The sequence below is a fragment of the Chitinimonas arctica genome (assembly GCF_007431345.1).
Classification (GTDB): domain Bacteria; phylum Pseudomonadota; class Gammaproteobacteria; order Burkholderiales; family Chitinimonadaceae; genus Chitinimonas; species Chitinimonas arctica.
On the sequence record NZ_CP041730.1, the window covers coordinates 2,610,306 to 2,634,802 of the forward strand.

The following is a 24,497-nucleotide window of genomic DNA, read 5'->3' on the forward strand; positions in this document are numbered from 1 at the left end:
GGCAGCCTTCACTTGCGCCCGCCCGCCAGCGGGTCGGACCAGCGAAAGCCACGCATGGGAATGTTCTCGATGCGGTCGAAATCCTCGTCCAGTTCGCGAAAGGCTTCGCGGATGGTGCTGATGTGCTTGCGGATATTGTCGCGATTGCGGCCGCTCTTCACCACCAGGAAGAGGTCCTCATAGGACACCACCTGGCCGCGCTGCTGGTAGAGGGTGGCCAGGATACGCTGGGCGGTAAGCGGCAAATTCACCCGCTGACCCTGCCATAGCGGGGTGCTCTGGCGCAGCGGGTCGATGGACAGTTCATCGCCGCGCGGCGGGGCGGTCTCGGCCTCGTCCTGGCTGCGGGTCGCGCGCAGGATTTCCAGGAAGGTATCGATGAAGTCCGACTCTTCGAAGGTGGTCTTCTGCAGGTAATCCCAGGCATCCAATGCCTTCATGATGCTGCGGTAGATGGTGGCCGGCATGGCCGACACCACCAGCACCGGCGTACCCCGGCGCCCCTTGTTGATGGCATTGATGATGGCCACGCCGGCATGGCGCTCCCGCCCCAGTTCGATATCCAGCACCACCAGATCGTAGGCTTCGCGGGCGATGGCCGCTTCCGCGTCATCGCGGGTAAACCATTGTTCCACCTGGATGCCGGGCCGGGCCGACAGTATCCAGTCCTTGAGCTGTTGGCTGGTGGGAAGATCATCTTCAACGATGGCGACTTTAAACATGGAGGCGTGCCCGGCGGGTGATGGCGCAAGTATCCGGCTTTTTCCGCCCCGGATGCCAGAAAAGGCCGTGAGTGTTTGCTCACGCCGGTTACCAGGCGGGAACGGCAGGGAGCGTACGCAGCCGGCGACAGATCAATGAGCCCCGGCGACGCCATGGCATGCTCGTCCTCCCCTCCGGCACGATGTCCTCCATGCAAGACAGGGGGGGCGGATGGATCTTCACGCAACCCCTTTTCACAGCCGAAGATCACTATCCAGCGGAGAAAAACATCATGTCGGACCGGGCCAAACGTATCGTCGAAGCCTTGCAAATTTCCCTCGGCAAACTGGCGCTGGGCACCGCGATCGCCTCGCGTCGCATGGCGGGTGGCCTGCAGGGAAATCGACGTACCCTGATTGCGCTTGGCCTGGCCGCCATCGGCGGCTACGCGCTCTATACCCATCCTCCGATGCAGACCGTGGGGCGCGGCGAGATCGGTATTCGGCTGAATCAGCTGACGGGCACCTCCACCGAACTACGGAATGGTGCGGCCCTGGTGATTCCTGGTTTGCATGAACTGCGGCGTTTCTCGCTGCGCGATCAGATCTTTCGCACGCTGGATAGCAGCGCCGATGGCGAGGCAGCATTCCAGTCGGTCGAGGGCCTGTCGCTGGGTGTGGACATTTGGGTGCGTTATGCCCTGGACGCCGGCAAGATTGCCGCCGTGGCCCGCGACCTGCCGGATGACGTCGGCGGCGAGGTCGTCGAGCCGATGATACAGGGTGTGGTCTACAAGACCTTGTCCCGCTACACCGTGCGAGAGATCTTCTCCACCAAGCGGCAGGAAATCCAGCAACTGATCGAAGCCGAATTGAAACCGCGCCTGGCCGCCGACGGCATCAAGCTGCAATCGGTCACCATGGGCAAGGTCGATCTGCCGGCCGACTACAAGGTCGGTATGGAAAAGCTCCTGGCGGAAGAGCTGGCCAGCGAACAGATGCGCTTTACCCTGGAGTTGAAGGACAAGCTGGTCAAGCAGACCGAGCTGGAAGCCAAGGCCGACAAGGTCAAGCGCGAAACCGCCGCCGAAGCGGCCGGCGAGGAACAGATCATCGCCGCCAAGGCCCAGGCCGAAGCAATGAAGCATGTGCTGCCCTTCAAGGAGAAGCAGATCCAGCAACGCGGCCTGGAGGCCGAGGCGGAAAAGATCTTCCGTATCAAAAATGCCGAAGCGACCGCGCAATCCCGCCGGATCGAAGCCGCCGGCGAGGCCGATTCGCGCCAGAAGCTGGCCGATGCCGAAGCCTATCGGCAGGAACGTATCGGCAAGGTCGCCAGCGAGCAAATGGCCCGTGACGGCGCCCTGATCTCCAAGCATCCGCTGCTGATCCAGAAGACCCTCGCCGACAAATTGTCCGACAAGATCTCGGTGATCATCGCCCCGCCGCCCGCAGATGGCGGCTTTATCGGCGCGACCCTGCTGGGCGGCGGTAAACAAGCGGTTCCTGCCGCAGGCCAGGAAGAACAAGGCGCCGAAGCCGACGCGCAAGAGGCGGAATAATCATGTACGTCGCTGCCCTTGCCGCCCTCGCCATCGTCGCCCAGGACCAATCCGCCCTCCGCGCCGCACCGCGCGAATCCGCCACGCGCCAGGCCGTGCTCTGGCAGGGTGACAGCCTGGAGATCCGGGGTGAGAAAGGCGACTATCTGCAGGTCTACGATCATCGTCGCGAGCGGGCCGGCTATATCCGCGCCAACCAGGTACGGCCGCTGGACCTGGCACCGGAATCCGCCCCGGCCACGCTGACGGTGGTACGTTTTCTGCGCGACACGCCCGGCTCGGAAGCCCTCGGCATAGGCTATGTCGCCGGCTACCTGCGCGCCGCGCCGGCCCAAGCCATGGATGGCGAGGCATTCGAAGCCCTCGGCAGCATGGCGGAACGCCTGGCGCGGCGCGCCTCGGTCGGCAAGGCCACCACCATGGGCGATACGGTCGCCGCGCATCTGGAGGTAGCCGCTGCCTACGGTGTCAAGATGGTGAGTATCGAGCGGGAGGGGCAAATGCAGCTGTGCTACGACGGTGAAGCCTATCGGCGCGTCCTGGCCTTGCCCGGCAACGACAAGGGCAAAGCCCTGGCGGCGCTTGCGCTGACCCGGCATGACTGCGTCCCGCCCTTGCTGGGGCCGGTCGATCGCTTCAATCTCGACAACTGGCGGGCCGAGCTGTTGGACCGGGTCGAGCTGCGTAATCTGCCGCCGGTATTAAAAAATCGCCTGCATATGCGCAAGGCGGGCCTATGGGCGAGCCTGGCGCACCAGCGGGCGCGTCCCGTTGGGCGGCCGTGCCGGTAGCGGCCAAGCCGAACGGCTTGTCCATTGCGCTGAGCGCCGGCCAGCCGGGCGAAACCTGTGTGCAATTGGTCGACGCCAAGCAAGACTCGCGCAAGCCGCTGTTCAGCCGTTGCACCTATGGCGTGGTCTGGCCCGCTTCGGCGACGGTGAATCGCCAGGGAGACGCGTTGGCGCTGGCGGTCCAACCGCTCGATGGCTGGCGGGAGCTGTGGCTGTTCCGGCGGGGCCCGGCCGGTTGGGACGTCCAGGTCCTGCCGCCTGGCTTGGATCATCCCGGCGCCGGCTATGTCGAATTCGCCGGCTGGGTACCGGGCGGTAATCAGTTGCTGACGGCACGCGAAATTCGCGTCGACGGGCGTCACCAGCGCAGCTTCGAACTGCGGAATATCAATACGCTGGCGGTGGAGAAGCAAGCCGATCAGCCGGGCAGCCTCAGCACCTTCTACCGTTGGCAAGATCCCGCCTGGAAGGGGCAGTCGGTCAGCCTAAGGTAGAGGCTTAGTCTTCCACTACGTACAGCAGCCACAGCGCCGCCAGCATGGGCAGGTTCTTCAGCAAGGGACCGTAGGGGTGCCACCAGAAATGGGGCAGGCATACGGTGATTACGATGGTATAGAACGCGATCAGGGCCAGTTGGGCCAGGTAAAGCGACTTGCGTCGGCGCAGCAGCAGGGTGCCCAGGCCAAAGCTCAAGTCCAGCAAGGCCGAGCCATACAGGCTGATGGTGCCCAGTGTGCCGGTCAGGCCGACCGCGGCCAGTAGCGCCAGGCTGTCGGCAATCGGGTAGGCAAAGATCGATACCCAGGCGGTGTAGAGCCAGACGAAGGCAATACTCAGCCGCAAGAGTGGGATAGCGAGCGCCAGGCGGGCCTGCCGGCCTTGCGACTGCGCCTCTCCGCTTGGAATAAAGGCCGCCGGCGCTTGCAATGGCCGTTGCAACAGATCCTGCATGGCTTGGCCGTCGGCATGGTTGCCCCGTTCAAGCATGGCCAAGGTGTCGCGGTCCAGCAGCGCGGCGGGAAGTTGTTCGCTCAACCACGCAACAGGGCGCATCAGGGCCATCGGCACCGGCAGGAAGCAGCCGGCTCCCAAGCCCATGGCCTGGCGCAGGGTTTGCAGATATGCGCGCAAGGTCAGGGTGAGCGGGCCCACCACCGCCAGGCGAGGTGGCATGGTGGGCTGAGCCAGTAGGGCCACCACCGCCGCGCACAGGTCGTCTATATGCACCGGCTGCAGCAATTGCTCCCCCTGGCCGGGCAAGGGGATGAGCGGCAGGGCGGCCCAGGCCTTGAACATCTGTGTACTGGTTCCGCCCGGCCCGTAGACCAGGGAAGGTTGCAACACGCAAGCCGATATCGGTAGGGACAGCAGATAGTCATCGGCTTGCCGCTTGCTCAGATGGTAAGGGCTGGCGGCTTGCGCATCGGCGCCCAAGGCCGAGATCTGGATCACCCGGCCCACGCCCGCCTCGGCACAGGCAGCGAACAAGGCGCAAGGGCCCCGTACGTGGATGGCCTCGAAGCTGGCGTCGCCCTGTTCGCGCAATATCCCTACACCATTGATGACCGCATCGAAGCCGGCCACGCGTGGCAACCAGCTCTGCGGGCGCTGGTCCTGGGCGAAATCGGCCGCAATATCGGTGGCGGACGCGCGCAATGGATCGCGACAGCTGCCGACGACGAGATGGCCGGCGGCTTGCAGGGCCTGGCGCAAGGCCGTACCGATAAAGCCACTGCTGCCGATCAGAAGAATGCGCATGCTGAAAACCGCCTTGTACAGGGATTGAAGGAGGGAGAGACAGTGCCAGGCAAAGCGCGCAATCCATCCCGATCAATTGTCGTTGTCTTGCCTAAAGCGAATGCTAACCCGCATAGTGAGGGCGGCATAACTTTGGAAAGCCACGGGGAAACGGATTTGAAAGCGGGTATCGCAATGACATCGACGCAGGGCGATCACGCCGGCGTGGCTTTTTATTCACTCGACTGACGTGTCGACGCCCCCTCGTTCCCGCCGGAAATTCGCCGAACCCCTCGATTGGGCGGTGTTGGCCAGCCTGCTGATCCATGGCTTGATCCTGGCGATCCAATTCGGCGTTCCCGGTGACGCGGGCGAGTCGATGGCGACCGAGCCGCTGGATATCGTGCCGAGCGAACCCGATCGCCCGGCTGAACCCAGCCTGGTCCCGGATGCCGCGCCCCCGGCCGCACCGTCGTTCGCGGAGAGCGGGGAAATGACCGTTACCCTGCGCTATCTGCCCGCTGCCCCGCCCGTGGTCCAAACACCACCGCCCGGCCCGCCCCGGCTGGCCTCCCGCAAACGTACCGGTATCCCCTTGATGACCGTGCAACAAGGCGCCTGGCAGACGGCGGTGGATGCGGCCTCGCGGGCAAAGCCGCCGGAGCAGCTGGCGGATGCGGCGATCGGCTCCGATAACGTCGACGCGCCTGCCGATATTCCGCCCATGCCCGATGCGCCGGCCACCGATAGCGAGGCCGTGCCGGACGATGCGCCCGTACCGGTCAAGGCAGGCGTGCGGGAAAGCAAGGCAGAGGACGAGGCGGCGGCCTTGCAAGCGAAGCAGGCCGCCGAAATGGAAGTATTGGCGGCGCAGGCAGCCGAGCAAGCCAAGGCCGAGCAAGCCCGCCAGGCCGAAGCCGTGGCGCAACAGAAGGCGGAAGCGCAAGCCAGGGCCGAACAAGCGCGTCAGGTGCAAGCAGAGCTGGCGGAACGAGCAGAGCGGGCAGAGCGGGCAGAGCGGGCAGAGCGGGCAGAACGAGCAGAACGAGCAGAACGAGCGCAAGCGCAGGTGGCTCGGGCCGAGCAACAAGCAGCCCGGGAAAAGCAGCAGGCCGAAACCCAGGCCAAGGTAGAGCAGGCACGCCAGCTGGCGGAAACGGCGGCAAGGGAACAAGTACAGCTGAAGGCAGAGCAGGCCAAGGCGGAACAGCAACGTAGGGTGGCCGAGCAACAGGCGGCGATGGAAAGGCAGCAAGCCGAAAAGCAAGCCCAGGCCCAAGCCGAGCAAGCGCGTCAGGCGGCCGAGCAGCAGGCGGCGAAGGAAGAGCGGCAGGCCAAGGCACAAGCCAGCGCAGAGCGTGCCCGCCTGGCTGCCGAGGCCCGCGCCAGACAGTTGGCGGAAGGCAGCGGTAAAGGCACGGGGACGACAGCAGGCGGTGGTGCGGATGGACGTTCCTCGGCTAGCACGGGAGAGGGTGGCGGCCTGCCTGCGGGCGCCGGCATCGCGCTACCGATTTCGCCGCCTCCTGGTCTTTCGCTGGCCGAACGGGCCCGGCAGCAGGCGCGCGATGGCGCTAGCGTGTTCGATAAACCCAACCGTGGCCGGACCACCACCTTCTCCCAATCGGCCGCCGCCGCCGAACCGGAATTCCGCTTCTATGCCGAGAGCTGGCATATCAAACTCGAACGTATCGGCGCCTTCAACAAGCCCCGCCTGTCCAAGGACCGCTTTTACCGGCCGGTACAGCTATCGATCCTGATCAATGCCGATGGTTCGCTTGCCTCTATCGCGATCAAACACAGTAGCGGCGACCCCAGCATAGACGAGGCGGCGAAACGCATCGTCGAGGCGAGCGCGCCATTCTCCGCTTTCCCCGCCGGCATGCGCGGTCGCTACGACCAGGTTGAAATCGTCCGCACCTGGGACTTTTCGGCGGAAACCACCCGGTTGGGCTACTGAGGGCCGGGCTACCGATTAATTTGTCGGCAAGGCCCACATCAGGCCACGGGTCGCCAGCACGGGGAAGATGGTCAGATGGTCCTCGTCGGCCAGGATTTCCGAACGCAGCGTCAAACCCGGATAGCGGTGCGACTTCAACTGCTTGGCGAAGTCCTGGGCGTCCTTGACCATATCGTTGCGGTTGTTGAAGCGCGGGTCCTTGGCGCCGGGCCGCAGCGCTTCGAAGGCTCCGGTCACCATCATTACCTTGGCCGGCATGTCCTTCCCACTGGCGGCATACGCCTTTTCCGCATCGAACATATAGCGCTTGTCGAACCATAGCGATGGGCTGCCCAGCACGTAGTAGTCAAACATGGTGGGTGCCGTCAGCAAGGTGTGCAGGCCGAACAGGGAACCGTAGGAATGGCCGATATAGACCTTCTTGCCCATATCGGCGCGGTAATTGCGGGCAACGAAGGGCATCACCTCGGTCGCGACGAAGTTGCGATACACCTCGGCCTGGCCATAAGGACCATCGTTCCGCTCTTCATGGGCGGTTTTCTTGGCGATGATATCGCTGGGCGTGTAGTCGCGATTACGGCTGCGGACGGGATCGTCACCCTTGGCATAGGCGAGTCCCACCAGGATGAACTCCGACATATTGCCGCCATGGCCATTGACGCGCCGGCCGATGCTGCGCAGGAGCGGAAAGGCATAGGGCGCATCGGTGACGAAAACCACCGGGTATTTCCGCTGGCTCTTGAGATAAGAGGGCGGCAGGCTGACGTAGATTTCGTAGTCGCGCTTCAGCGCGGCAGACGAAATGTTTCGGACCTCGGTACCTTCCAGCGCATAAGGCTGGGCCGGGGTATTGGCTCGCGCCGGAACAGCGAGCAACAGCGAAGCGAAGGCGGACAGCGCTAGCCGGGTGAGGATTTGGACCGGTGGGTTGATCATATAGTGTGGTTCAAATCGCGTTGTTGGATGGGGCGGCGACAGGTGCATTGAAAACCGCCTCGACGCGATAGCCGTCCGGGTCGAGCAAGAAGGCGGCATAGTAGTGCGGTCCATAGTCGTCGCGCAGGCCGGGCGCGCCGTTGTCGCGTCCGCCCGTGCGGAGGGCAGCGGCATGAAAGGCGTCCACCGCCGCACGGGACGGCGCGGCAAAGGCCAGGTGAAAGCCATCGCCCGGCGGATGGGCGTCGTCCCGCAACTTCAGGCAAAGCAAGTCTTGCTCGTCCATGAGGCCGTAGCCTATGGCCGTGTCGTCTTCGAATACGCGCCGAAAGCCCAATGCGCCAAGCGCTGCGTCATAGAATGCGCCGGCGCGGGTCAGGTCGCGGACGCCAAAGGAAAGATGGTGAAGCATGGTCGGACGCTCGCAGGAGTAGTTGGCGGCGGCAGATGCTGCCGTCGCCTTTAAACAGGTGGGGCCGTTATTGGGAGCTGGAGCGTACCCGTTGCCAGTCCAGTTCAAACCGTGCCAGGTATTTGCGCAATCGATCCGCGTCGTTGACCTTGGCTTTGTCTTGCCGCGAAATGCCGAACAGCCGCCTGCCCGCATCCGATAGCGAGTTCGATTGCCGGCAGACGGCGATGACGTTTTCCAATTGCAGCCTATCGAACAGATCGAGCGCGTCGGCCGCTTCGCCCAGCAGCTCGTCCAGCGGGCCCGGTGTCTCATGGCGCCAGGCTTGGCGCAAGCGATCGACCTCTTCCGCCACGCAGGCTTCGTCGATGCGGCCGGCTTCGGCCAGGGTAGCCATGCGGGTAACCGAAGCGGACAGTTCACGGAAATTGCCCGGCCAGCGTGCTTCGCCGGAACCAGCGAACTTCAGATAAGCGCGGCGTGCTTCCGCGTTGAAGCGGACCTGTTCGCCTTGTTCGCGGGCAAAGCGATCCAGTTCGAAATCCAGGTTGGGCTCGATATCCTCGGCCCGGTCGGCCAGGCCCGGGAGCTCATAGATCCAAAGATTGATCCGGGCATATAGATCCTCGCGGAAGCGGCCGTCCGCCACCCATTGCTTGAGATCGCGCACGGTGCCCGCGATCAGTTGGAAATCGCTCTCTACCTCGCGGTCGCTACCGAATGGAAAGAAGCGTTTCTCTTCGATGGCCTTGAGCAACATGGCTTGTTCGTCCAAGCCCAGCTCGCCGATTTCATCGAGGAACAGCAAGCCGCCATCCGCGCTGCGCAGCAGGCCGGCTCTTTCGGTCTGGGCGCCGGTAAAAGCGCCCTTCACATGGCCGAACAGGGCGGACATGGCGCTTTCGCCCCGTAGCGTCGCGCAATTCACCTCGACAAAGCGGCCAGCCAGTTGGTGCCGCGCCTTCTTCATCTGGTAGATCCTGCGCGCCAGGAAGGACTTGCCGGCGCCGGTAGGGCCGCAGAGCAGCATGGGTGCCTTGGAGCGTGCCGCGACCTTTTCGATCTGCTCTATCATCCGGTTGAAACGGGCATTGCGGGTGGCGATGCCGGACTTTAAGAACGATACCGTATCGGCATGTTCGCGCGCGAAGCGGGTAGCGATCTTGTCGTAGCGCGATAGGTCGAGGTCGATCAGGGCATAACTGCCTTTCGTTTCCCCCAGTTCCTTCTTGCGTGGCGGCGAAGTTTGTATCAACTGGGCCGGCAGATAGCGTGCCTCGGCCAACAGAAACCAGCAGATCTGCGCCACATGGGTGCCGGTGGTGATATGGATCAGGTAATCCTCGGCCTCGGTATCGAAAGCATATCCGTGGGCAAAGTCATGCAGCGCCCCATAGACCTCCTCGAAATCCCAAGGGTCGCGCAGATTGATCTCGACGCCGACCACTTCGGTCTCCGGCGAAATCGCGCCGATGTCCTGTTTCAAGCGCTCGAACAAACCTCGGCTACGCTGGTCGTGCAATAGCTCCAGGCGATCGACAAGCAAGTCGTCTTGTTGGCATAGGCTGACCGTGGGGCGCCACTTCTCCCAACGCTCCTTGCCCTTGCCGACGTAGTCGAGCACGGTGCCGACAAAACCCAGCACGACCTTTTTGCGCATGGCTCGTATCCAATCGAATAAACATTTAGCGGATTTTATCAAACAGCGCGTTCGTGCAATTAGAATCCCGTGTCGGTCCCTGGTCATCTTCATAGAGCTTCAACGCCATGCATCCCACCACGCTACAACTGGTCGGCGCGACGCTGTTCGCCATTGCGCTTATCCATACGTTTTCCACCAAGTACTTTGAACGCCTGGCCCATCGCTGGCCGCGACATGCCGGCATCTGGCATCTATTGGGCGAAGTGGAGGTGGTGTTCGGCTTCTATGCCATGTTGCTGGTGCTGGCCATCTTCCTGCTGGACGGTCAGGCCGCCGCCGTCGCCTACCTCGATTCGCGCAATTTCACGGAGCCCCTGTTCGTCTTCGCCATCATGGTGATCGCCGGTACGCGGCCCGTGCTCGAATTCGCCAGCTTATGCGTCAAGGTCGTGGCCAGGCTGCTTCCGCTGCCCGCCAATATCGCCTACTACCTGGTCGTGCTGGCGCTTGTCCCGCTGCTGGGATCGCTGATCACCGAACCGGCCGCCATGACCTTGGCGGCGCTGGTGCTGCGCGACCGCTATATGGGGCAGCAGGTGTCGAACCGATTCAAATACGCCACCTTGGGCGTGCTGTTCGTCAATATCTCCATCGGCGGCACCTTGACGCCGTTTGCCGCGCCGCCGGTCCTGATGGTGGCCGCCAAGTGGAATTGGGATGTCGCCTATATGCTGACCGTCTTCGGTTGGAAGGTCGCATCGGCCGTGCTCGTCAACGCGGTGGGAGCCACGCTGCTGCTGCGCAGGGAACTGGCCGGGCTGCCGGTGCCGACCTCGGCCACCGCCGCCATCACGGTGCCGGCGGGTTTGCTGGCCGCCCATTTGCTGTTCATGGTCGGGGTGGTGATCTTCGCCCACCACCCCACCATGTTCATGGGTCTTTTCCTGTTCTTTCTCGGCGTGGCCCATGCCTATGAGCAATACCAGGACAGGTTGATCCTGCGCGAAGGTTTATTGGTGGCTTTTTTCCTGGCCGGCCTGGTGGTGCTGGGCGGTCAGCAGCAATGGTGGTTGCAGCCCGCCTTGCTGGCCATGAGCGCCGATGCGGTTTATTACGGCGCGACGGCACTGACGGCCGTTACCGACAATGCCGCGCTGACCTATCTTGGTTCGCTGGTGGAGGGTTTGAGCGAAGAGTTCAAATATGCCCTCGTTGCCGGGGCCGTCACGGGGGGCGGTTTGACCATCATCGCCAATGCTCCCAATCCGGCCGGCATCGCCATCCTGCGCGATAAATTCACCGACGGCGAAGTGCATCCATTGGGCCTGCTGGCAGCGGCCCTGCCGCCCACCTTGGTCGCGATGCTGGCCTTCCGGTTACTGTAAAGATACGGGCCGGCTAGCTGATCCCTACCGGCCAAATCCCTTCCCGCTGCGCAATGTTTTACGATGCCGGGCTAATACGCGCTGTTTCGGGAAGCAGATGCGCTATTTTTTGTTCCTGCAAGAACGCCCTGGTGAATTTACCCAAAAACTCAAGCGTTATCTTCTTCTTCACCTCAATACCTATCGCGCGAGATATGTCATTATTGTCGAGAGATACATTATTTAGATTCGCGGCTGCTGCCATACCTAGATTATAATCATCGCCAGAAAGGGAATCTATAAGGCGTTCTTTCATGCGTGCATATTCGTTCGGAAAGCGGCGCTCCAGCATCTTTTCCCAAGGGGACCATTGCACCAGTAAAAAATATTCGAAGTCTTCCGCCTCCGCTTTTTCCACGCGCTGCACTGCGTCATCCAGATCTTCTTTCGTTACCCCGGAAATTTTTAAAAACTTCATATTCGTAACAGAAACGGGGAGCTCTAAACGATCCCGCAATGCCACCTGGTAGGCAAGATAAACTTCGATGTAATCGACCTTGACGCCCCTTCTCGCTTTTTCGCGCGCAATCTTCTCCAGCTGATCCAGACGAAACATGCCACGTGCCTTGGTTAGCAACGTCGGCAACTGCGCGTCCGCGTCATATTCTTTATTCGCTACGTCATGGCAAATGCGCGCTGTCTGCATGCCATTGAAAGTTAGTAATAGGCGGTCACCGCAGGTTTCTGTAGCGTCATTGCTGATTGCAAAGGAGTGCTCCCTTAATTCGGGGTACTTTGCCAGCAGGGACAACCATTCCTGCATATCAGTCTGGACAGTGGTTCTGAATGACTTGATTTTGTCTTTGTTTTTCAGGTCATCCAGATACAGGGAGAAAGCATTCGCACCGGCCTCGTTCCCCCAAGCTTGCCAGGTTGCTTGAATTTTGTCCCGCTCACTGAATGGATACCAGTCGGACACGGCGTCGCACAAGGGACGGGCAGCCGGGGAGCCGGAATTGTCATCCGACCCCTCATCTGCTCCTTGCCCGCTTACGGCCGGATTGCCATTGAGTGCCACGACTCCGTAGGGTTGCAGCGCTCTGATACTTTCCGGTAAGACGGTTAGCCGGTTATCGCAAAGCGAGAGATTTGCAAGGTCGTCCGGTAGTTTTTCCGGCGCTGTGGCCAGCCGGTTCCGGTCTGCCTTGATTGTTCTTAATGTGTTCGGCAAGTTTTCCGGCAGACCAGTCAATAGATTATCGTTAACATTCAGCGTCTCTAGCGATATGGGCAGCTGGCTTGGAAGCGCGGTCAGTTTGTTGCCGCTGGCGTCGAGTTTTTTAAGTCCAGCTGGCAAATTATCCGGCAGACAAGTCAGCGCATTACCCTCGATACTCAGTTTTTTTAGCAAATGCGGCAGATGATACGGCAGGCTGGTCAGCCCAAGGCCCAGCAGCCACAAGGGTTGTTCCGGGTCATTGGATTTTAGCCAATCTTCCAAAACATGAAGCGCAAACCTACGATCTTCATGGGTCGGTGTTGGTTGTCTAGCCCAGTCCCGCCACTCTGCGAGGTATTCCGCATTGTTTGTCGGTTGCGTTCTCGGCTGGCTTACTTCAAGAAGATGTCGCTGAAATCGTTCGGCGTCGGCCGGTGTACCACATGGTGCGCGCCCGAAAATGGCTTCGCGGAATATGCGTAGGTAATGGCACAGGAGATTCGTTGAATGCTGCTCGCACACGGTGAAGTCATTCTGGCCATCGCTATGGCTTACCGTGATGTCGAATCTACGCGTGCCCACGATAAGCAGGCCCTCTCCCTGCTCAACGATCTGCCCCGCGTGGCCACGCAGCAAGTCCATCGCATGCTGCGCATTGCGCGCTTCAATTGCCTGCATCATGTTCTCTTTATCAAGTTGTCCGACAAAAAGGGTTCCTCAAGAAGGTTGCTGCTGCTTTGTTGTTATTGCGGCATATATCGGGAAACCTTGTCTGCCTCAAACGTGATCCCCCGATGCAGCAAGTCCTCCGCCTGGCTAGCCAATCTCTACCAGCCAAGCGTCCTCCAGTTGCTGGATGGCGACTTCGACCGGCAGGAATTTTTCGATCACCTCGGCCTGGGTATGCAAGTGCGATGACGCCGCCACGGTGGTAAACGCACCGCTTCCGGCCAGCGCCAGCGGCAGCAACAGCTGGTCGGCCAGGTACTCGCCCACCGCCGCCTCGCTGTCGAGATACAAGCGTGCCTGGCCGACTGCCTGGTCCGCCACCGCTTCGGCGGAGACGCCGCGTTCGCCAAAGCCGGTGAACAACTCGGTTACCTCGCTGTGAGCCGCCTCGATCAGCAAGATATTGCCCGGCCCTTCCTTGGCGGGTAGTTGGCGCACCCTGCCCGCCACGTCGGCCAGCTGGGCGCCGACACGGTCCAGTTCACGCTGCGCGATACCGCCAGGCACCGCTGCGACCACGGCCTCGGCACGCAAGTCCAGGCGGGTGCCGCGTGTCAGCAGCTGCAAAGGCAGCAAAGCAGGGCACGGTTCGGTGGTGGCGACGATCTCACCGCCGCCGGCCGGGTAAAATCCATGTCGCTGCAAAACAATGGACTGTCTTGCGCCCATGCGCCGCATCAGCGGTAGCCAGGCGCGTATCAGATGATCGGCCGGTGGCGCCGCCTTATTGTGGGTGCCGCCGGTTACCATCACCGTACTGGGTGCGTCGGCAAACCATAGCGCCGGCAGCACCGTCTGCAGTACCAGGGTGCAGCTACCCGCCGTGCCGATGGCGAAGCGATAGTCACCGCCACGAATAGGACCGGGCGTGAAGCGCAGCGTCTGCGATCCCATTTCGGCGCCTTCGACGCTGGCGCCCGAAATGGCCGCCGCGGCTTGTACGGCGGTCAGATGCTGGCGCAGCAGTCCCGGCTTGTTGCGTTTGGCGCGGATGTGCTCGATTTCGAATGGCGTGCCGGTAATCATCGACAGGGTCAGGGCGGTGCGCAGCACCTGACCACCGCCTTCACCTTGCGAGCCATCCAGTGCGATACGGTCTTGTTGGAGTTTTTTCATATTTCTACTTGGTCAGGGCAATATCTCGGTAGACACGGATGTTGCGAGAAACGTGCCAGCGCGAAGTGTGCAGGGGAGTAAATTGCAGGTCTTTGTTTTAATTGAGTGAATGGTATTTTGTTACCAGGCCGGCTTCAGTGGGGGTGACAGTATTCAGATACAGAAAGCTAGGCATTTATCCGTAAAGATAAAGCCGCTGTCGCGTGGCCTATCCCCCAAAACGCTTTACCTTATAGTAGCTTTATGGTTTGTAATCTATTCTTCTTATCGCGGTACAGGTAGCAAGGAGACACTGATGCAACTCAGCCCCTTGGCCGAATCGGCCTACCAACAAGCCATGGCGGATGCGCAAGCGTTTTGCCTGGCAGGCCAATATGAAGCCGCCTTTGCGCAGCTTGAGCGCGCCCACATCCTGGGCCAGCAAGCCTTGCTGCTGCATTGGCGCGTGCATCTCGCCATGCTGCGGGTCGCCCTTGCCCAATCGAACAGGACGGAAGGGCTTGGGCAGCTCTGGCGCCTCTTTCTCACGCCCTTTGGTCATCTGGTGAACCGTCTGCCGGTGGGCAATACCGGCAGGGCAAATATCAGTGCTTTCAAGCCCATGCCCATACCCGAGGAACTACGCAGAATCATGGCGCCGTGAAAGCGCATGACCGGTTACGGCGATGGCAAGCGCCACGACAATCAGTATCGTGGCGACGGCGAAGCTGGCTCTCATGCCGGCGGCGACGGCCAGGGGCGGTGCCATGGTGATATCGCTGGTCCTCGATGCGAACGCGAACACGGCGCCCATGGCCGACGCCCCGGTTATCAGGCCAAGATTGCGCGATAGGCTGAGCATGCCGGAAACCAGCCCGCGCCGTTCAGGGCGTACATCCTTCATGACCACCGTATTGTTGGCGGCCTGGAACATGGCGTAGCTGGCGGTCATCGTGGCGATGGGGACGAGATAGCCGGCGATGCCGAAAGTCGTGGGCAGCATGGCCAGTACCAAGGCGCCGCCTGCGATGCCAAACAGTCCCAGCACTGTCATCCGGCGCGCACCGAGGCGGTCCACGATGCGGCCGGCCGGGATGCCGGTCAAGGCGGCGACCAACGGACCACCGGATAGCACCAGTCCGACGATCAACGCTTCAAGCCCCAGCGTCCGGGAAAGATAGAAAGGCCCCACTACCAGGGTCGCCATCATCACGGTCGAAACCAGTGCGCTCATGGCGAGGCCTGCGCTCAATACCGGATCGCGGAACAACTTGAGTTGGACCAAGGGCGCTGCGACTCGCGTCTCGACGAATGCGAAAGCGCCGATCCCACCAGCCGCCATCAGCAGCAGTGCAATATTGTGCGTACCGAAGTGGCCATGACCCGTCGTCATGGCCAGCGCATAGGCGGCCAGCGCCAGCACCAGCAGCAGCGTGCCGATAAAGTCGAAACCCGGGCGTTCCGCCTGTCTGTCCAGCGAGTCGGCAGGCAAGCAACGATAGGCGAGCAGCCAGTTCACGATGCCCAGCGGAATATTGATCAGAAAGATTTCACGCCAGCCAATGCCCGCGATCAGGACCCCGCCCAGCGATGGACCAAGCGCGGTACCAAACGCGGACATCGTTCCCAGCAAACCCATTGCGCTACCGGTCTTGGACTTCGGCACGATCTCGCCGACCAGCGCGACCGTGAGCGCCAGCATGATGGCTGCGCCCAAACCCTGCGCGGCACGGGCAGCGATCAGCCACCAGAGAGACGGTGCGATTCCGCATAGCAGCGAGGCCACGGTAAAAATGGCGATGCCGGCCAGCAGCAAGCGCTTGCGGCCCACCATATCGCCTAGCCGTCCGGCGCTGACGATCAAGGTGGTGATGGCCAGCAGATAGGCCAGCACTACCCACTGGACCGCTTGGAAGGAGGCGTTGAACGCATGGGCCAAGGTAGCCAGGCCGGCATTGGCGATGCTGGTATCCAGCGAGGGCATCAGCATGGATAGCGAAAGGCTGGCGAGTGCCCAGCGTGCCGAAGGCGCGTTGTTCGTATTCGCTTGGCCTGGATCGGCTACCTGTGGCGTGGCTGAATGTGCGCTTGCTTGAGAGGTGGTCATGAGAATGTCCCTACGATGATGGGCTTATGGATGTCCGAAGCGTAATCCTTGATCTGGCAGGGCGGAACGCGCACCATTTGCACATTATTCGTGCGTTTGACGCCATGTCATGCGTAGGCCATGCTAGCTTTCGGCTATGTCCACACCCGATTTCAATCTGTTGCTGACCCTGGATGTACTGCTTGCCGAAGGCAGCGTGGCACGTGCCGCGCAACGCCTGGGCTTGAGCCCTTCGGCAATGAGCCGCGCCTTGGCGCGATTGCGGGAGGCGACGGGCGATCCGCTATTGGTCAGGGCCGGACGCGGACTTGTCGCCACTCCCCGGGCAATCGAGATGCGCGAGCGGGTTGCCCGGCTGGTACAAGATGCGGAGGCCGTACTGCGGCCGGCGGAGAAGGTAAACCTCAGGCAACTCGCCCGAACCTTCACCTTGAGGACCCGCGATGGCTTTGTCGGCAACTTCGGACCTGCGCTGATCGCTCGCACCAACGAGGAGGCGCCAGGTGTCCGGCTGCGCTTCGTGCCCAAGCTGAGCAAGGACAACGCACCGCTGCGCGAGGGAGTCGTCGATCTGGAAGTCGGCGTGGTCGGCGATACCGCCAGCCCGGAGCTACGCACGCGGGCGCTGTTCCAGGACCGCTTTATCGGCGTCGTACGCGCGGGGCACGCGCTGGAACGGGAGGAGATCACGCCATCCCGCTATGCGGCTGGCAGGCATATCCTGGTGTCGCGGCGAGGGCGCGACCGGGGGGTGATTGATGAAGCCCTGAAGCCGTTGATGCTGGAGCGCGAGATAGCCACCATGGTCGGTGGCTTTTCGACCGCGCTGGCCCTGGCGCGTGCATCCGATCTGATTGCGACGGTGCCCGAGCGGCATACCGGCAATCTGCGCACCGGCATGTTCGGTTTTCCGCTCCCTTTTTCCACGCCGGCGATTACCGTCTCCATGCTTTGGCATCCGCGTATGGATGCGGATGCCGCGCATCGCTGGTTGCGCGCCTGCATTCTTGATGTCTGCGCGGAGCAAGCCGTTACGCTCATCGGATGAGTGCTTTTAAGACTGCGATGCGGCTGGGGCCGGGAGCGCATCTACACGCCCTGTGTATAGGCACTCAGCCCCGCTGCGATGGCCTTGAAGCAGGCCGCGCAACGCGGGCTCGCTCGCAAGTCTTCATGCATGGCGACCCAGGTATCCATCATCAAGGAAAACCCGGCCGGGAGAACCCTGACCAGTTGCTTGTCCCTCGCCGCCAATGCCGACTGGCATATGCCGATACCGAAGCCGGCGCGGATAGCGCCCAATTGGGCCAGGTCGCTGTCGGCCCGAAAGGCAAAATTGGCCCGCGAGAGGGCTGGGTACCGGTGCTGCAGGCCGCGTATATAGGCGGTCTCGTGGTCGAAGCCGATCAAGGTGTGGCGAGACAAGTCCTCCATGGTCTCCGGAATGCCATGGCTCGCCAGATACCGCTCGTGGGCATGCAATCCCAATTCGATGTTGCCGACGCGCCTGGCCACCAATGCGTCCTGCGCCGGCCGGAACATCCGTACCGCGATATCCGCTTCCCGGTGCAGCAGGTCCTCTGCCTGGTTCGATAGCACCAGCTCGATGATCAGTTCCGGATGTTCCTGGCGCAAGGCTGCGAGTATCGGGGGGAGTACTTCCACTCCCGTTACCTCGCTCGCCGTCACCCGCACCGCACCGCGCACCCCCGCCCCATGGCTGCTGGCTACCCGCCGCAGTGCCGCTGCGCTAGCCGCGACATCGACCGCATAGGGCTTTAACTCAAGCGCGGCATCGCTGGGTGCGAAGCCGTCGAACGAGCGGGTAAAGAGCTTCAAGCCCAAGGCTTGCTCCAGGCTATCGATATGGCGGCCCACGGTCGGCTGGGTCAGGCCCATCGCGCGGGCGGCGGCCGATAGCGAGCCGGTCTCCAGTACCTGCAGGAAAGTCCGGTACCACTCCCAATTTGGCTCGCTCACTGTCATGGTATGCATATTTGTATAGTTGGTAGGCGATTCTAGGCAATTTTCATATGTCCGTCGATCTTGCACACTGGGGCCTCTCTGAAACGCAATGCCAAAGGGGTATCGCCATGTCCAAAGTAGCCTTGTTCGGCGCCGCAGGTGTCATCGGTCAAAGTATTGCTGCTGCGCTCAGCAGCAAGGGGCAGTCCTACCGCGTGGTCGGCCGCAGCGAGGCTAGCCTGCGCAAGGCCTTCGGTGCCGATCCGCTGGCCGAGATCACCAGCTGGGACCCGGATTCGCCCAGTTCGGTACGGGCAGCAGCAGAGGGCATCGACACCCTTATCTATATGGTCGGTGTGAACTACTGGCAATTCGAGCTGCACCCTGAGCTGATGCGCAAGACGATGGAGGGCGCGGTCGCCGCCGGGGTCCGCAATATCGTTCTGATCGGTACCGTGTACCCCTACGGCAAGGCTCGGACCTCGCTAGTCCGCGAGGACCACCCGCGTGAGCCGCATACCTTCAAGGGCCGCATGCGCAAGGCGCAAGAGGATTTGCTTATGCAAGCCCATGCCGATGGCCGCATCAATGCAACCGTGTTGCGTCTGCCGGACTTCTACGGTCCCGGAGTGGAAGCCAGCCTGCTGCATCGTGCGGCGGTGGCGGCCGTGCAGGGCGGTGTGGCCGACATGGTGGGGCCGGTCGACCGTCCGCACGAATTCGTCTTTGTGCCGGACGTGGGCCCGGTGGTCGCCAGGCTGGTCGACGCATCCGCCGCATACGGCAAGATCTGGAACCTCGCCGGTGCCGGCGCCCCGACCCAGCGCGAACTGGTGGCGGAGATGGCGCGCCAGACCGGTGCGAAGCTGAAGCTGCGGGTGGCGGGCAAGACCATGCTGCGCTTGCTGGGCTTGTTCAAGCCATTCATGCGCGAGATGGTGGAGATGAACTACCTGCTGACCGACCCTGTGATCATGGATGACTCGGCGTTGCAAAAGCTGATCGGACCGATTCGGAAGACGCCGTACGTGGAGGGTATTCGCCAGGTACTGGGCGCGATCGCCAAACAGCAGGGCATTGCGCTCAAAGGCTGAAGGGAAGCCGGCCGGTCGAGTCGAAGGCTCGCCGGTCTTGCTGAGCGTGGAAATCGAACGCTCGACGAGCATAAACTCGCTTGCTAGATAAATAACTATCTGAAAAGATCAAAAATGTACGATCTTATTTGCTTTCTGCTTGCCTCGCGATCCTATATTTCTGCACTAAAAACAAAAGCTTACTCATTTGATTGCGCGGCTATTGCTAGGCTGGCACGCATTTCGCAATAGCTATCCCGACCTCAGCGTCGATACATGCCAACGGGTAACGGTTAAGCAATGGCCTGGCGAAATCAAGACTTGAACAGCGGATGGGGCTACCCCCTCCGCGACAAGGAGCAAGCGATGGAAAGTGGAAAGCAAAAGCGCGCAGCCATCATGGCGCGCCGCAGGGAAAAACGCAGCAAGGCGAAAATCGATGCACTGCTGCCGGCCAGCGCGGTACCTCGGCCGGTCGGAAGCGTGAGCATCAATAAATCGGCGCTCGTACCGAACAATGGCTATGACGTGCCGACCTTCGTTCAGTACGGCTATTACATGGATCTGGCATTCACTTGCCGCGATTGCGGTGCCCGCCACGTCTGGAAAGCGGAGCAGCAACAATGGTGGTATGAGATGGCCAAGGGGGCAGTGTATTCCACCGCTGTCCGCTGCTTTACCTGCCGACGCGAGCGTAGTCTGGCGCACGGTGGCACACCAAAGCGTATCCGGGTAGCGGCCTGATTGTGTGCCGGGAGGACCGGGAGAGCCCGGTCGGCGCTTCTGCCTCGATGAATTCCATCGGGGCTATTCGCTTTTCCGGCTCGCTTCGGCAAGCATGGCCGCACGCTGGGCGCATTCGCGTGCCGCCGAAAGTTGTCCCAACTGCTGCAGCACCTCGGCTTTGGTGTCCCACGCTTCCGCGCTGGTATCGTCCACGCCCAAGGCCTCCTCAACCAGGGTAAGCGCCTGCTCAAGTCGGCCGAGCTGGAAAAGTGCCCAAGCCATACTGTTCAAGGTTTCCGCTGATCGTTCATGCGCCAGCAGTTTTTCCTGGCAGGAAATCGCTTCTTCATAGCGTGCCAGCTCCATCAGGCAATAGCTCAGGCCATCCAGATAGGCTGCGTTGTCGGGTTCAAGCACGAGCGCGGCTTGAAAATCGGCGATGCCGGCCTCGGCTTGGTCGTTGAAGTAAAACGCCCAGCCACGTGCCGCCACCGCCACCGGCCAGTCTTCATCCAGCGAGATGGCTTCGGTAAGATCCGCCAAGCCGGCTTCGTGGTTCCCTGCGTCGAGATACAGATCGCCACGCCAGTTCAGGATTTCCTCACGCGTGTAGGTCCATTTGTCCTCGTCCTGGCCTCTCTCGGCCATCAGTGCCAATGCCAGGCTGAATGCGGCAATACCTGCTTCAGGCGATTCCGTTCGCCGATAGAGCAAGCCCAGCGCCACCCGGTAATCGACCTTGTCCGGCTGCGCCTCGACCAGGCGAGCCAGCGCTTCGCCTGTCAGCGAGCCGAACTCGCAATCGAACGGGTAAGCCGACAAGGCCTGGTAAACGATGGCCGGATCGACCTTGTCTTCCTCATTCAGCTTCACCTGCAGGCGCGCCAGGGTGATCAGCAAATCCGCCGGATGAACGCCGGGCTCATCGGGATCCAGCGGATAGCCGAGCGCGTCGGCTATTCGTTCCTGCGCGGCGCGGAGCGCATCGGCGTCGTCACCGTTGTGGCGCAAGGTATCGAGGGCGAGGAAATTTTGTGCATAGCGTATCGCTTCCATTTCCATTTTGCCCAAGGGCGTGAACTGCATGATGGCGTAGCGCGCGATGCCGTCCAGACAGGTATTCGCCATGGCGATGCCTTTCTCGCGCAGCTGCGCTTTGCGCTCCTCTTCGATGTCGTCCTGGTGATAAACCAGTTCCTTACACAGATGCATGACCATGTAACGGCTGAACAATTGCCGGTATGCCTGATCGGCATGCCCTTCCAGTTCGAGCAGTGCTTCTTCGAAGCAAGCGAGCGCCGCTTCGAAATCGCCTTGCACTTGCTGTTCGTTGCCTTGTGCGATCAAGGATTCGACATCGTCGGTTTCAACGATATCGAGTGCGGGTACCGCCATGGTCAGCCAGTCGATGCCATCGAAAGCACCGGCCGCGGCAGGGGCCAGCTCGTCATCGGCAATCCCGTGCCAGCGCCAGGCAGCGGCGGCGGCTTTGTTTCGGTCATGCTCGTCCTGCAGCCCCAGGGCCAGCGCGGCAAAGACCGCAGCGGGAACGGCGGCGTTTCGACATAGCCCCTTCAACAGCTCGTAATCGGCGTGTTGCTGCAGATAGGCGCCGATCTTGCGGATCGTGACCTCCCACAGGCTGGGGTTGGCTGCCACCTCGCACATTTCGTAGCGGTAGTCCTTGTTCCGCTTGCGCAGGTAGCGGACCAGATAGGCGTCCAGCAAGTCTGGCGGGTAATGGCGGCTAGGCAAAAGCGCGCGCTGGAGTTGAAAGCTCGGCTTGGCCAGGAGTTCGCGCACGCAATGTTCGATCTCGGCCGCTGACGGCTCTGCCGCCCAGCGCTGTCGGTATGCCGCCAAGGTCGGCCGTTGCTCATCCTCATCGAGTAACTTGCAGGGCAGTTTGTTCAGTAGCAGAACGAAGCGGGTATTCGGATGCGTTTCCCCGCAGTAGCCCGGAAACCGGCGGTACAGTACGTCAAGCGCGTCGGCAGGCAGTGCCGGGTTGTCCAGAAGTGTCGATACCAAGTCGGAATCGGCATCCTTGGCCATGCGCAGCAAGGTGGCGCCGGGTGTCAGGGGGTGTTCGGCAACCGTGGTACGCACGCTGTCATCGGAATCGTCGGCCAGTTTTGCCAGCAAATCGCTGCGGCGGCTACGGCAGGCAAACATCGTGCGCACCAGGCTCTCGCTATCGACCGCGAAGGCATCCGCATGGGTATCGTAGAAACCCGGCGCCAGCCAACCTACCGCTGCATTGCGCCGCACCGAGGGTTCGGGATCGCGGATCAATTGCATAAGCGCTTGTTGGCGCACGAGGATTGCATCGCCGAATGGCGCCTCGCCACTGGCCGCCGCATTGGCCAGGTAGTTGCGTATTGCGGTATCGGGGCTATCGAGCAACGGCCTCCAAACCGCCTCGCCGACGTGCTGACGCTTCAGGATACGGCGACGAACCAGGGTATCCGGGTCCTGTAAAAGTGCAGCAACCAGTTCGGGCGATAACGCCGGCACCGTCGCGACCGCCTGGCGGACCGAGACGTCGCCATCGCTTGCGAGGGCCGGCAGCCATTCCGCACCCGCATCGCGATGCGCATAGACGACGGCAGCCCGGACCTTGGCCGACCCATCGCCCGCCAGGGAGGCCAACAGTTGATCCGGCAGTTCACCGCGCCCGGCCAGTGCGGTACGTACCCACTCGTCCTGGTCGTTTGCCAGCGTCTGGATGCCGTGTTCACTCAGCCAGGGCGCTGCCGCCACCGCCTGGCGCACCCGGGAGTCGGGGTGGGCAAGCAGCTTGCTTTCAAGCCCGGACGGTAGCGTCCCGCGAGCCGCGACGTCGAGCGGGAAATCGGCCGCCCATCGTGCCAGTTCCTCGGCGGTGACATCCGGATGCATCACCCGGCGACGTTGCTGCGCACCATCCCTGGCAGGTAACACTTCCGGCTGGCAGAACGGCGAGCGGCCCGCGTTTTCCGCCGCATAAACATGGTCAATGATCGTTTCGGCGTCGCCGTCGTCGATGCCGAGCGCATCTTCCGGGCTCTCTCCCCATGAGTCGCCGCAATAGTCGAGGTCGCAGGATTCGATCATGGCTTTGGACGAATCAAGCCGGCATGACTTATCCATATTCATGAACAGGCGGGTGCTGACGATGCCTTCGCAATCGAAGCACCAGTCGTTGTAGTACTGCAGGATCACGCCTTGCACCCACAGGTCGCCGCCTATGCACATGGCTGACCAGGAAAGTACATGCTTGGCCCACATCGAACCGGCAACGATCAAGATTCCGCCACCCGATCCATCCTGGTAGACGCCATCGACAATCAGATTGCCGGTGACCAGCAGATTCACTTCGTCGTTGAACACGTCCGATGCGATCCGCAAATCGCCCTCGTGAACGAAAAACCGGTACTCCTCCAGATACTCGCTGGCTTGACCGCCAAGGCGTTGGCGGAATTCCGTCTCGCGTTCAGGACCCAGGCTCTTCAGTTGGACGACGAGTTCGCTTAGACGCATAGCCTGCTCCATGGGACTGACATGACCGGATAATCCGAAGCGGCCCAGTATAGTTGAACGATTCCGCCGGATCGTGTGGCTAAATACCTGGCAATTTATGCAATGATGCGGTGAACGCCCCGTGGCCGCCGGTCGCACCCACGAACCGATGCCGCGAGATTGGCTAGACTGGAGTCAGGCGCTATTCCGACCGGTGTTGCGCCCAGATTGGAGCGATCATGAGGACGCTGTTGGCACTTGCCCTTGCGATACTTGCCGGGCTCCCGCTCAGCCTGCGGGCAGACAAACTTTCCTTTGTCACCACCGAGTTTCCCCCTTACATCATCAAGCAGGGCAATGAGCTGAGCGGACTGCAGGTGGATATCGTGCGCGAGCTGTGCCGCCGCCTGGGGCATGAGCCCGACATCAGGGTGGTGCCCTGGAACCGGGCACTGGGCTTGGTCAAAGGCGGCCAGGTGGACGGCATCTTCATGCCGGTCTACACCAAGGAACGTGCCGAATTTCTATACTTCACGGCCGAAACCTCGGGCAGGGAACGTATCTCGGTCATGCAGCGCCAGGGCGGCGATATTCGCGCCACGACCCTTGAAGATCTATACGGCGAGCTGATCGGCACGGTGTTGAGCTATAGCTACGGCAGGACATTCGACGGCCAGCCACACCTGCGCAAGGACGTGAGCACGACCAATGAGTTGATGTTGAAAAAGCTGGCGATCGGCCGCTATCGGCTTGTCGTGTCGGATGAAGGCGTGGCGCGCTACCTGGCCAGGCAAACGGGTGAATTGCGACTGGAAACCGTCTTGGTATTGCAGGACAACCCACAATACATCGGCTTCGCCAAGACACTGGGCAAAAGGGGCGAAGCGTTGGCGGAGCAATTTTCCGAAGCACTGCGCCAGCTGAAGCGGGACGGCGTGCTCAAGGATACCGAGGACAGGTATTTGGCAGGGCTTTAA

At 61.6% G+C, this 24,497-nt stretch carries 20 protein-coding genes; 10 read left to right on the forward strand and 10 right to left on the reverse strand.

Features of this window, described 5'->3' with window-relative positions; all coding sequences use genetic code 11:
- Positions 1 to 8: 8 nt before the first annotated feature.
- Positions 9 to 722 carry a response regulator transcription factor gene (locus FNU76_RS11840; RefSeq protein WP_144278389.1) on the reverse strand — a complete coding sequence of 238 codons (714 nt, stop codon included), beginning with the start codon at positions 720 to 722 and terminating at the stop codon, positions 9 to 11.
- Positions 723 to 994: 272 nt separating this feature from the next.
- Between FNU76_RS11840 and FNU76_RS11845 the strand changes: the two genes are divergently transcribed.
- The 3 genes from FNU76_RS11845 to FNU76_RS25030 are packed head-to-tail and all read left to right on the forward strand — an operon-like array spanning position 995 to position 3,548.
- Positions 995 to 2,263 (forward strand): SPFH domain-containing protein, encoded by a 1,269-nt coding sequence (locus FNU76_RS11845; RefSeq protein ID WP_144278390.1) that lies wholly within the window; start codon positions 995 to 997, stop codon positions 2,261 to 2,263.
- Positions 2,264 to 2,265: 2 nt separating this feature from the next.
- Entirely contained in the window at positions 2,266 to 3,054 is a 789-nt protein-coding gene (locus FNU76_RS25025; RefSeq protein WP_308418633.1) for an SH3 domain-containing protein, read from the forward strand.
- Complete coding sequence (locus tag FNU76_RS25030; RefSeq protein ID WP_308418634.1) at positions 3,000 to 3,548, forward strand: hypothetical protein; 549 nt, start codon at positions 3,000 to 3,002, stop codon at positions 3,546 to 3,548. Before FNU76_RS25025 ends, FNU76_RS25030 begins: the two co-directional genes overlap by 55 nt.
- Before the next feature lie 4 nt (positions 3,549 to 3,552).
- On the opposite strand, the gene FNU76_RS11855 is transcribed toward FNU76_RS25030, so the two are convergent.
- Positions 3,553 to 4,812 (reverse strand): SDR family oxidoreductase, encoded by a 1,260-nt coding sequence (locus tag FNU76_RS11855; protein WP_144278391.1) that lies wholly within the window; start codon positions 4,810 to 4,812, stop codon positions 3,553 to 3,555.
- 229 nt (positions 4,813 to 5,041) lie between these two features.
- On the opposite strand from FNU76_RS11855, the gene FNU76_RS11860 reads away from it, so the two are divergent.
- The gene (locus FNU76_RS11860; protein ID WP_144278392.1) at positions 5,042 to 6,751 is read left to right on the forward strand and encodes a TonB family protein; all 1,710 of its coding nucleotides are present in this window, start codon (positions 5,042 to 5,044) and stop codon (positions 6,749 to 6,751) included.
- 15 nt (positions 6,752 to 6,766) lie between these two features.
- Here the strand turns inward: FNU76_RS11860 and FNU76_RS11865 are convergent, their stop codons facing one another.
- From FNU76_RS11865 to rtcR, 3 genes are all read right to left on the reverse strand, one after another.
- Positions 6,767 to 7,687, reverse strand: coding sequence for an alpha/beta hydrolase (locus FNU76_RS11865; protein ID WP_223879319.1), 921 nt, complete (start codon positions 7,685 to 7,687; stop codon positions 6,767 to 6,769).
- Positions 7,688 to 7,697: 10 nt separating this feature from the next.
- Positions 7,698 to 8,099 carry a VOC family protein gene (locus FNU76_RS11870; RefSeq protein WP_144278394.1) on the reverse strand — a complete coding sequence of 134 codons (402 nt, stop codon included), beginning with the start codon at positions 8,097 to 8,099 and terminating at the stop codon, positions 7,698 to 7,700.
- 67 nt (positions 8,100 to 8,166) lie between these two features.
- The gene (gene rtcR / locus FNU76_RS11875; protein WP_144278395.1) at positions 8,167 to 9,759 is read right to left on the reverse strand and encodes an RNA repair transcriptional activator RtcR; all 1,593 of its coding nucleotides are present in this window, start codon (positions 9,757 to 9,759) and stop codon (positions 8,167 to 8,169) included.
- Between the two features lie 107 nt (positions 9,760 to 9,866).
- On the opposite strand from rtcR, the gene FNU76_RS11880 reads away from it, so the two are divergent.
- Positions 9,867 to 11,126 carry a putative Na+/H+ antiporter gene (locus FNU76_RS11880; protein WP_144278396.1) on the forward strand — a complete coding sequence of 420 codons (1,260 nt, stop codon included), beginning with the start codon at positions 9,867 to 9,869 and terminating at the stop codon, positions 11,124 to 11,126.
- Positions 11,127 to 11,184: 58 nt separating this feature from the next.
- Here the strand turns inward: FNU76_RS11880 and FNU76_RS11885 are convergent, their stop codons facing one another.
- On the reverse strand, positions 11,185 to 13,005 hold the full coding sequence (locus FNU76_RS11885; RefSeq protein WP_144278397.1) for an NEL-type E3 ubiquitin ligase domain-containing protein: 1,821 nt from the start codon (positions 13,003 to 13,005) through the stop codon (positions 11,185 to 11,187).
- Between the two features lie 135 nt (positions 13,006 to 13,140).
- Positions 13,141 to 14,169: an RNA 3'-terminal phosphate cyclase gene (gene rtcA, locus FNU76_RS11890; RefSeq protein WP_144278398.1), complete on the reverse strand. Its 1,029-nt coding sequence runs from the start codon at positions 14,167 to 14,169 to the stop codon at positions 13,141 to 13,143.
- Positions 14,170 to 14,464: 295 nt separating this feature from the next.
- On the opposite strand from rtcA, the gene FNU76_RS11895 reads away from it, so the two are divergent.
- Positions 14,465 to 14,812 (forward strand): DUF3703 domain-containing protein, encoded by a 348-nt coding sequence (locus FNU76_RS11895; RefSeq protein ID WP_144278399.1) that lies wholly within the window; start codon positions 14,465 to 14,467, stop codon positions 14,810 to 14,812.
- Here FNU76_RS11895 and FNU76_RS11900 read toward each other — a convergent pair.
- Positions 14,789 to 16,255, reverse strand: coding sequence for an MFS transporter (locus FNU76_RS11900; protein ID WP_144278400.1), 1,467 nt, complete (start codon positions 16,253 to 16,255; stop codon positions 14,789 to 14,791). The two genes, FNU76_RS11895 and FNU76_RS11900, sit on opposite strands and share 24 nt — an antisense overlap.
- 136 nt (positions 16,256 to 16,391) lie before the next feature.
- Here FNU76_RS11900 and FNU76_RS11905 point away from each other — a divergent pair, with 136 nt between their 5' ends.
- Complete coding sequence (locus tag FNU76_RS11905; RefSeq protein ID WP_144278401.1) at positions 16,392 to 17,303, forward strand: LysR family transcriptional regulator; 912 nt, start codon at positions 16,392 to 16,394, stop codon at positions 17,301 to 17,303.
- Positions 17,304 to 17,344: 41 nt separating this feature from the next.
- Here the strand turns inward: FNU76_RS11905 and FNU76_RS11910 are convergent, their stop codons facing one another.
- Complete coding sequence (locus FNU76_RS11910; RefSeq protein WP_308418635.1) at positions 17,345 to 18,250, reverse strand: LysR family transcriptional regulator; 906 nt, start codon at positions 18,248 to 18,250, stop codon at positions 17,345 to 17,347.
- Between the two features lie 98 nt (positions 18,251 to 18,348).
- On the opposite strand from FNU76_RS11910, the gene FNU76_RS11915 reads away from it, so the two are divergent.
- Together FNU76_RS11915 and FNU76_RS11920 are read left to right on the forward strand one after the other, a co-directional pair.
- The gene (locus FNU76_RS11915) at positions 18,349 to 19,314 is read left to right on the forward strand and encodes an NAD-dependent epimerase/dehydratase family protein (protein ID WP_144278402.1); all 966 of its coding nucleotides are present in this window, start codon (positions 18,349 to 18,351) and stop codon (positions 19,312 to 19,314) included.
- 345 nt (positions 19,315 to 19,659) lie between these two features.
- Positions 19,660 to 20,037 carry a zinc-ribbon domain containing protein gene (locus tag FNU76_RS11920; RefSeq protein WP_144278403.1) on the forward strand — a complete coding sequence of 126 codons (378 nt, stop codon included), beginning with the start codon at positions 19,660 to 19,662 and terminating at the stop codon, positions 20,035 to 20,037.
- Between the two features lie 63 nt (positions 20,038 to 20,100).
- On the opposite strand, the gene FNU76_RS11925 is transcribed toward FNU76_RS11920, so the two are convergent.
- The gene (locus tag FNU76_RS11925; protein WP_179958446.1) at positions 20,101 to 23,541 is read right to left on the reverse strand and encodes a hypothetical protein; all 3,441 of its coding nucleotides are present in this window, start codon (positions 23,539 to 23,541) and stop codon (positions 20,101 to 20,103) included.
- Positions 23,542 to 23,759: 218 nt separating this feature from the next.
- On the opposite strand from FNU76_RS11925, the gene FNU76_RS11930 reads away from it, so the two are divergent.
- The gene (locus FNU76_RS11930; RefSeq protein WP_144278405.1) at positions 23,760 to 24,497 is read left to right on the forward strand and encodes a substrate-binding periplasmic protein; all 738 of its coding nucleotides are present in this window, start codon (positions 23,760 to 23,762) and stop codon (positions 24,495 to 24,497) included.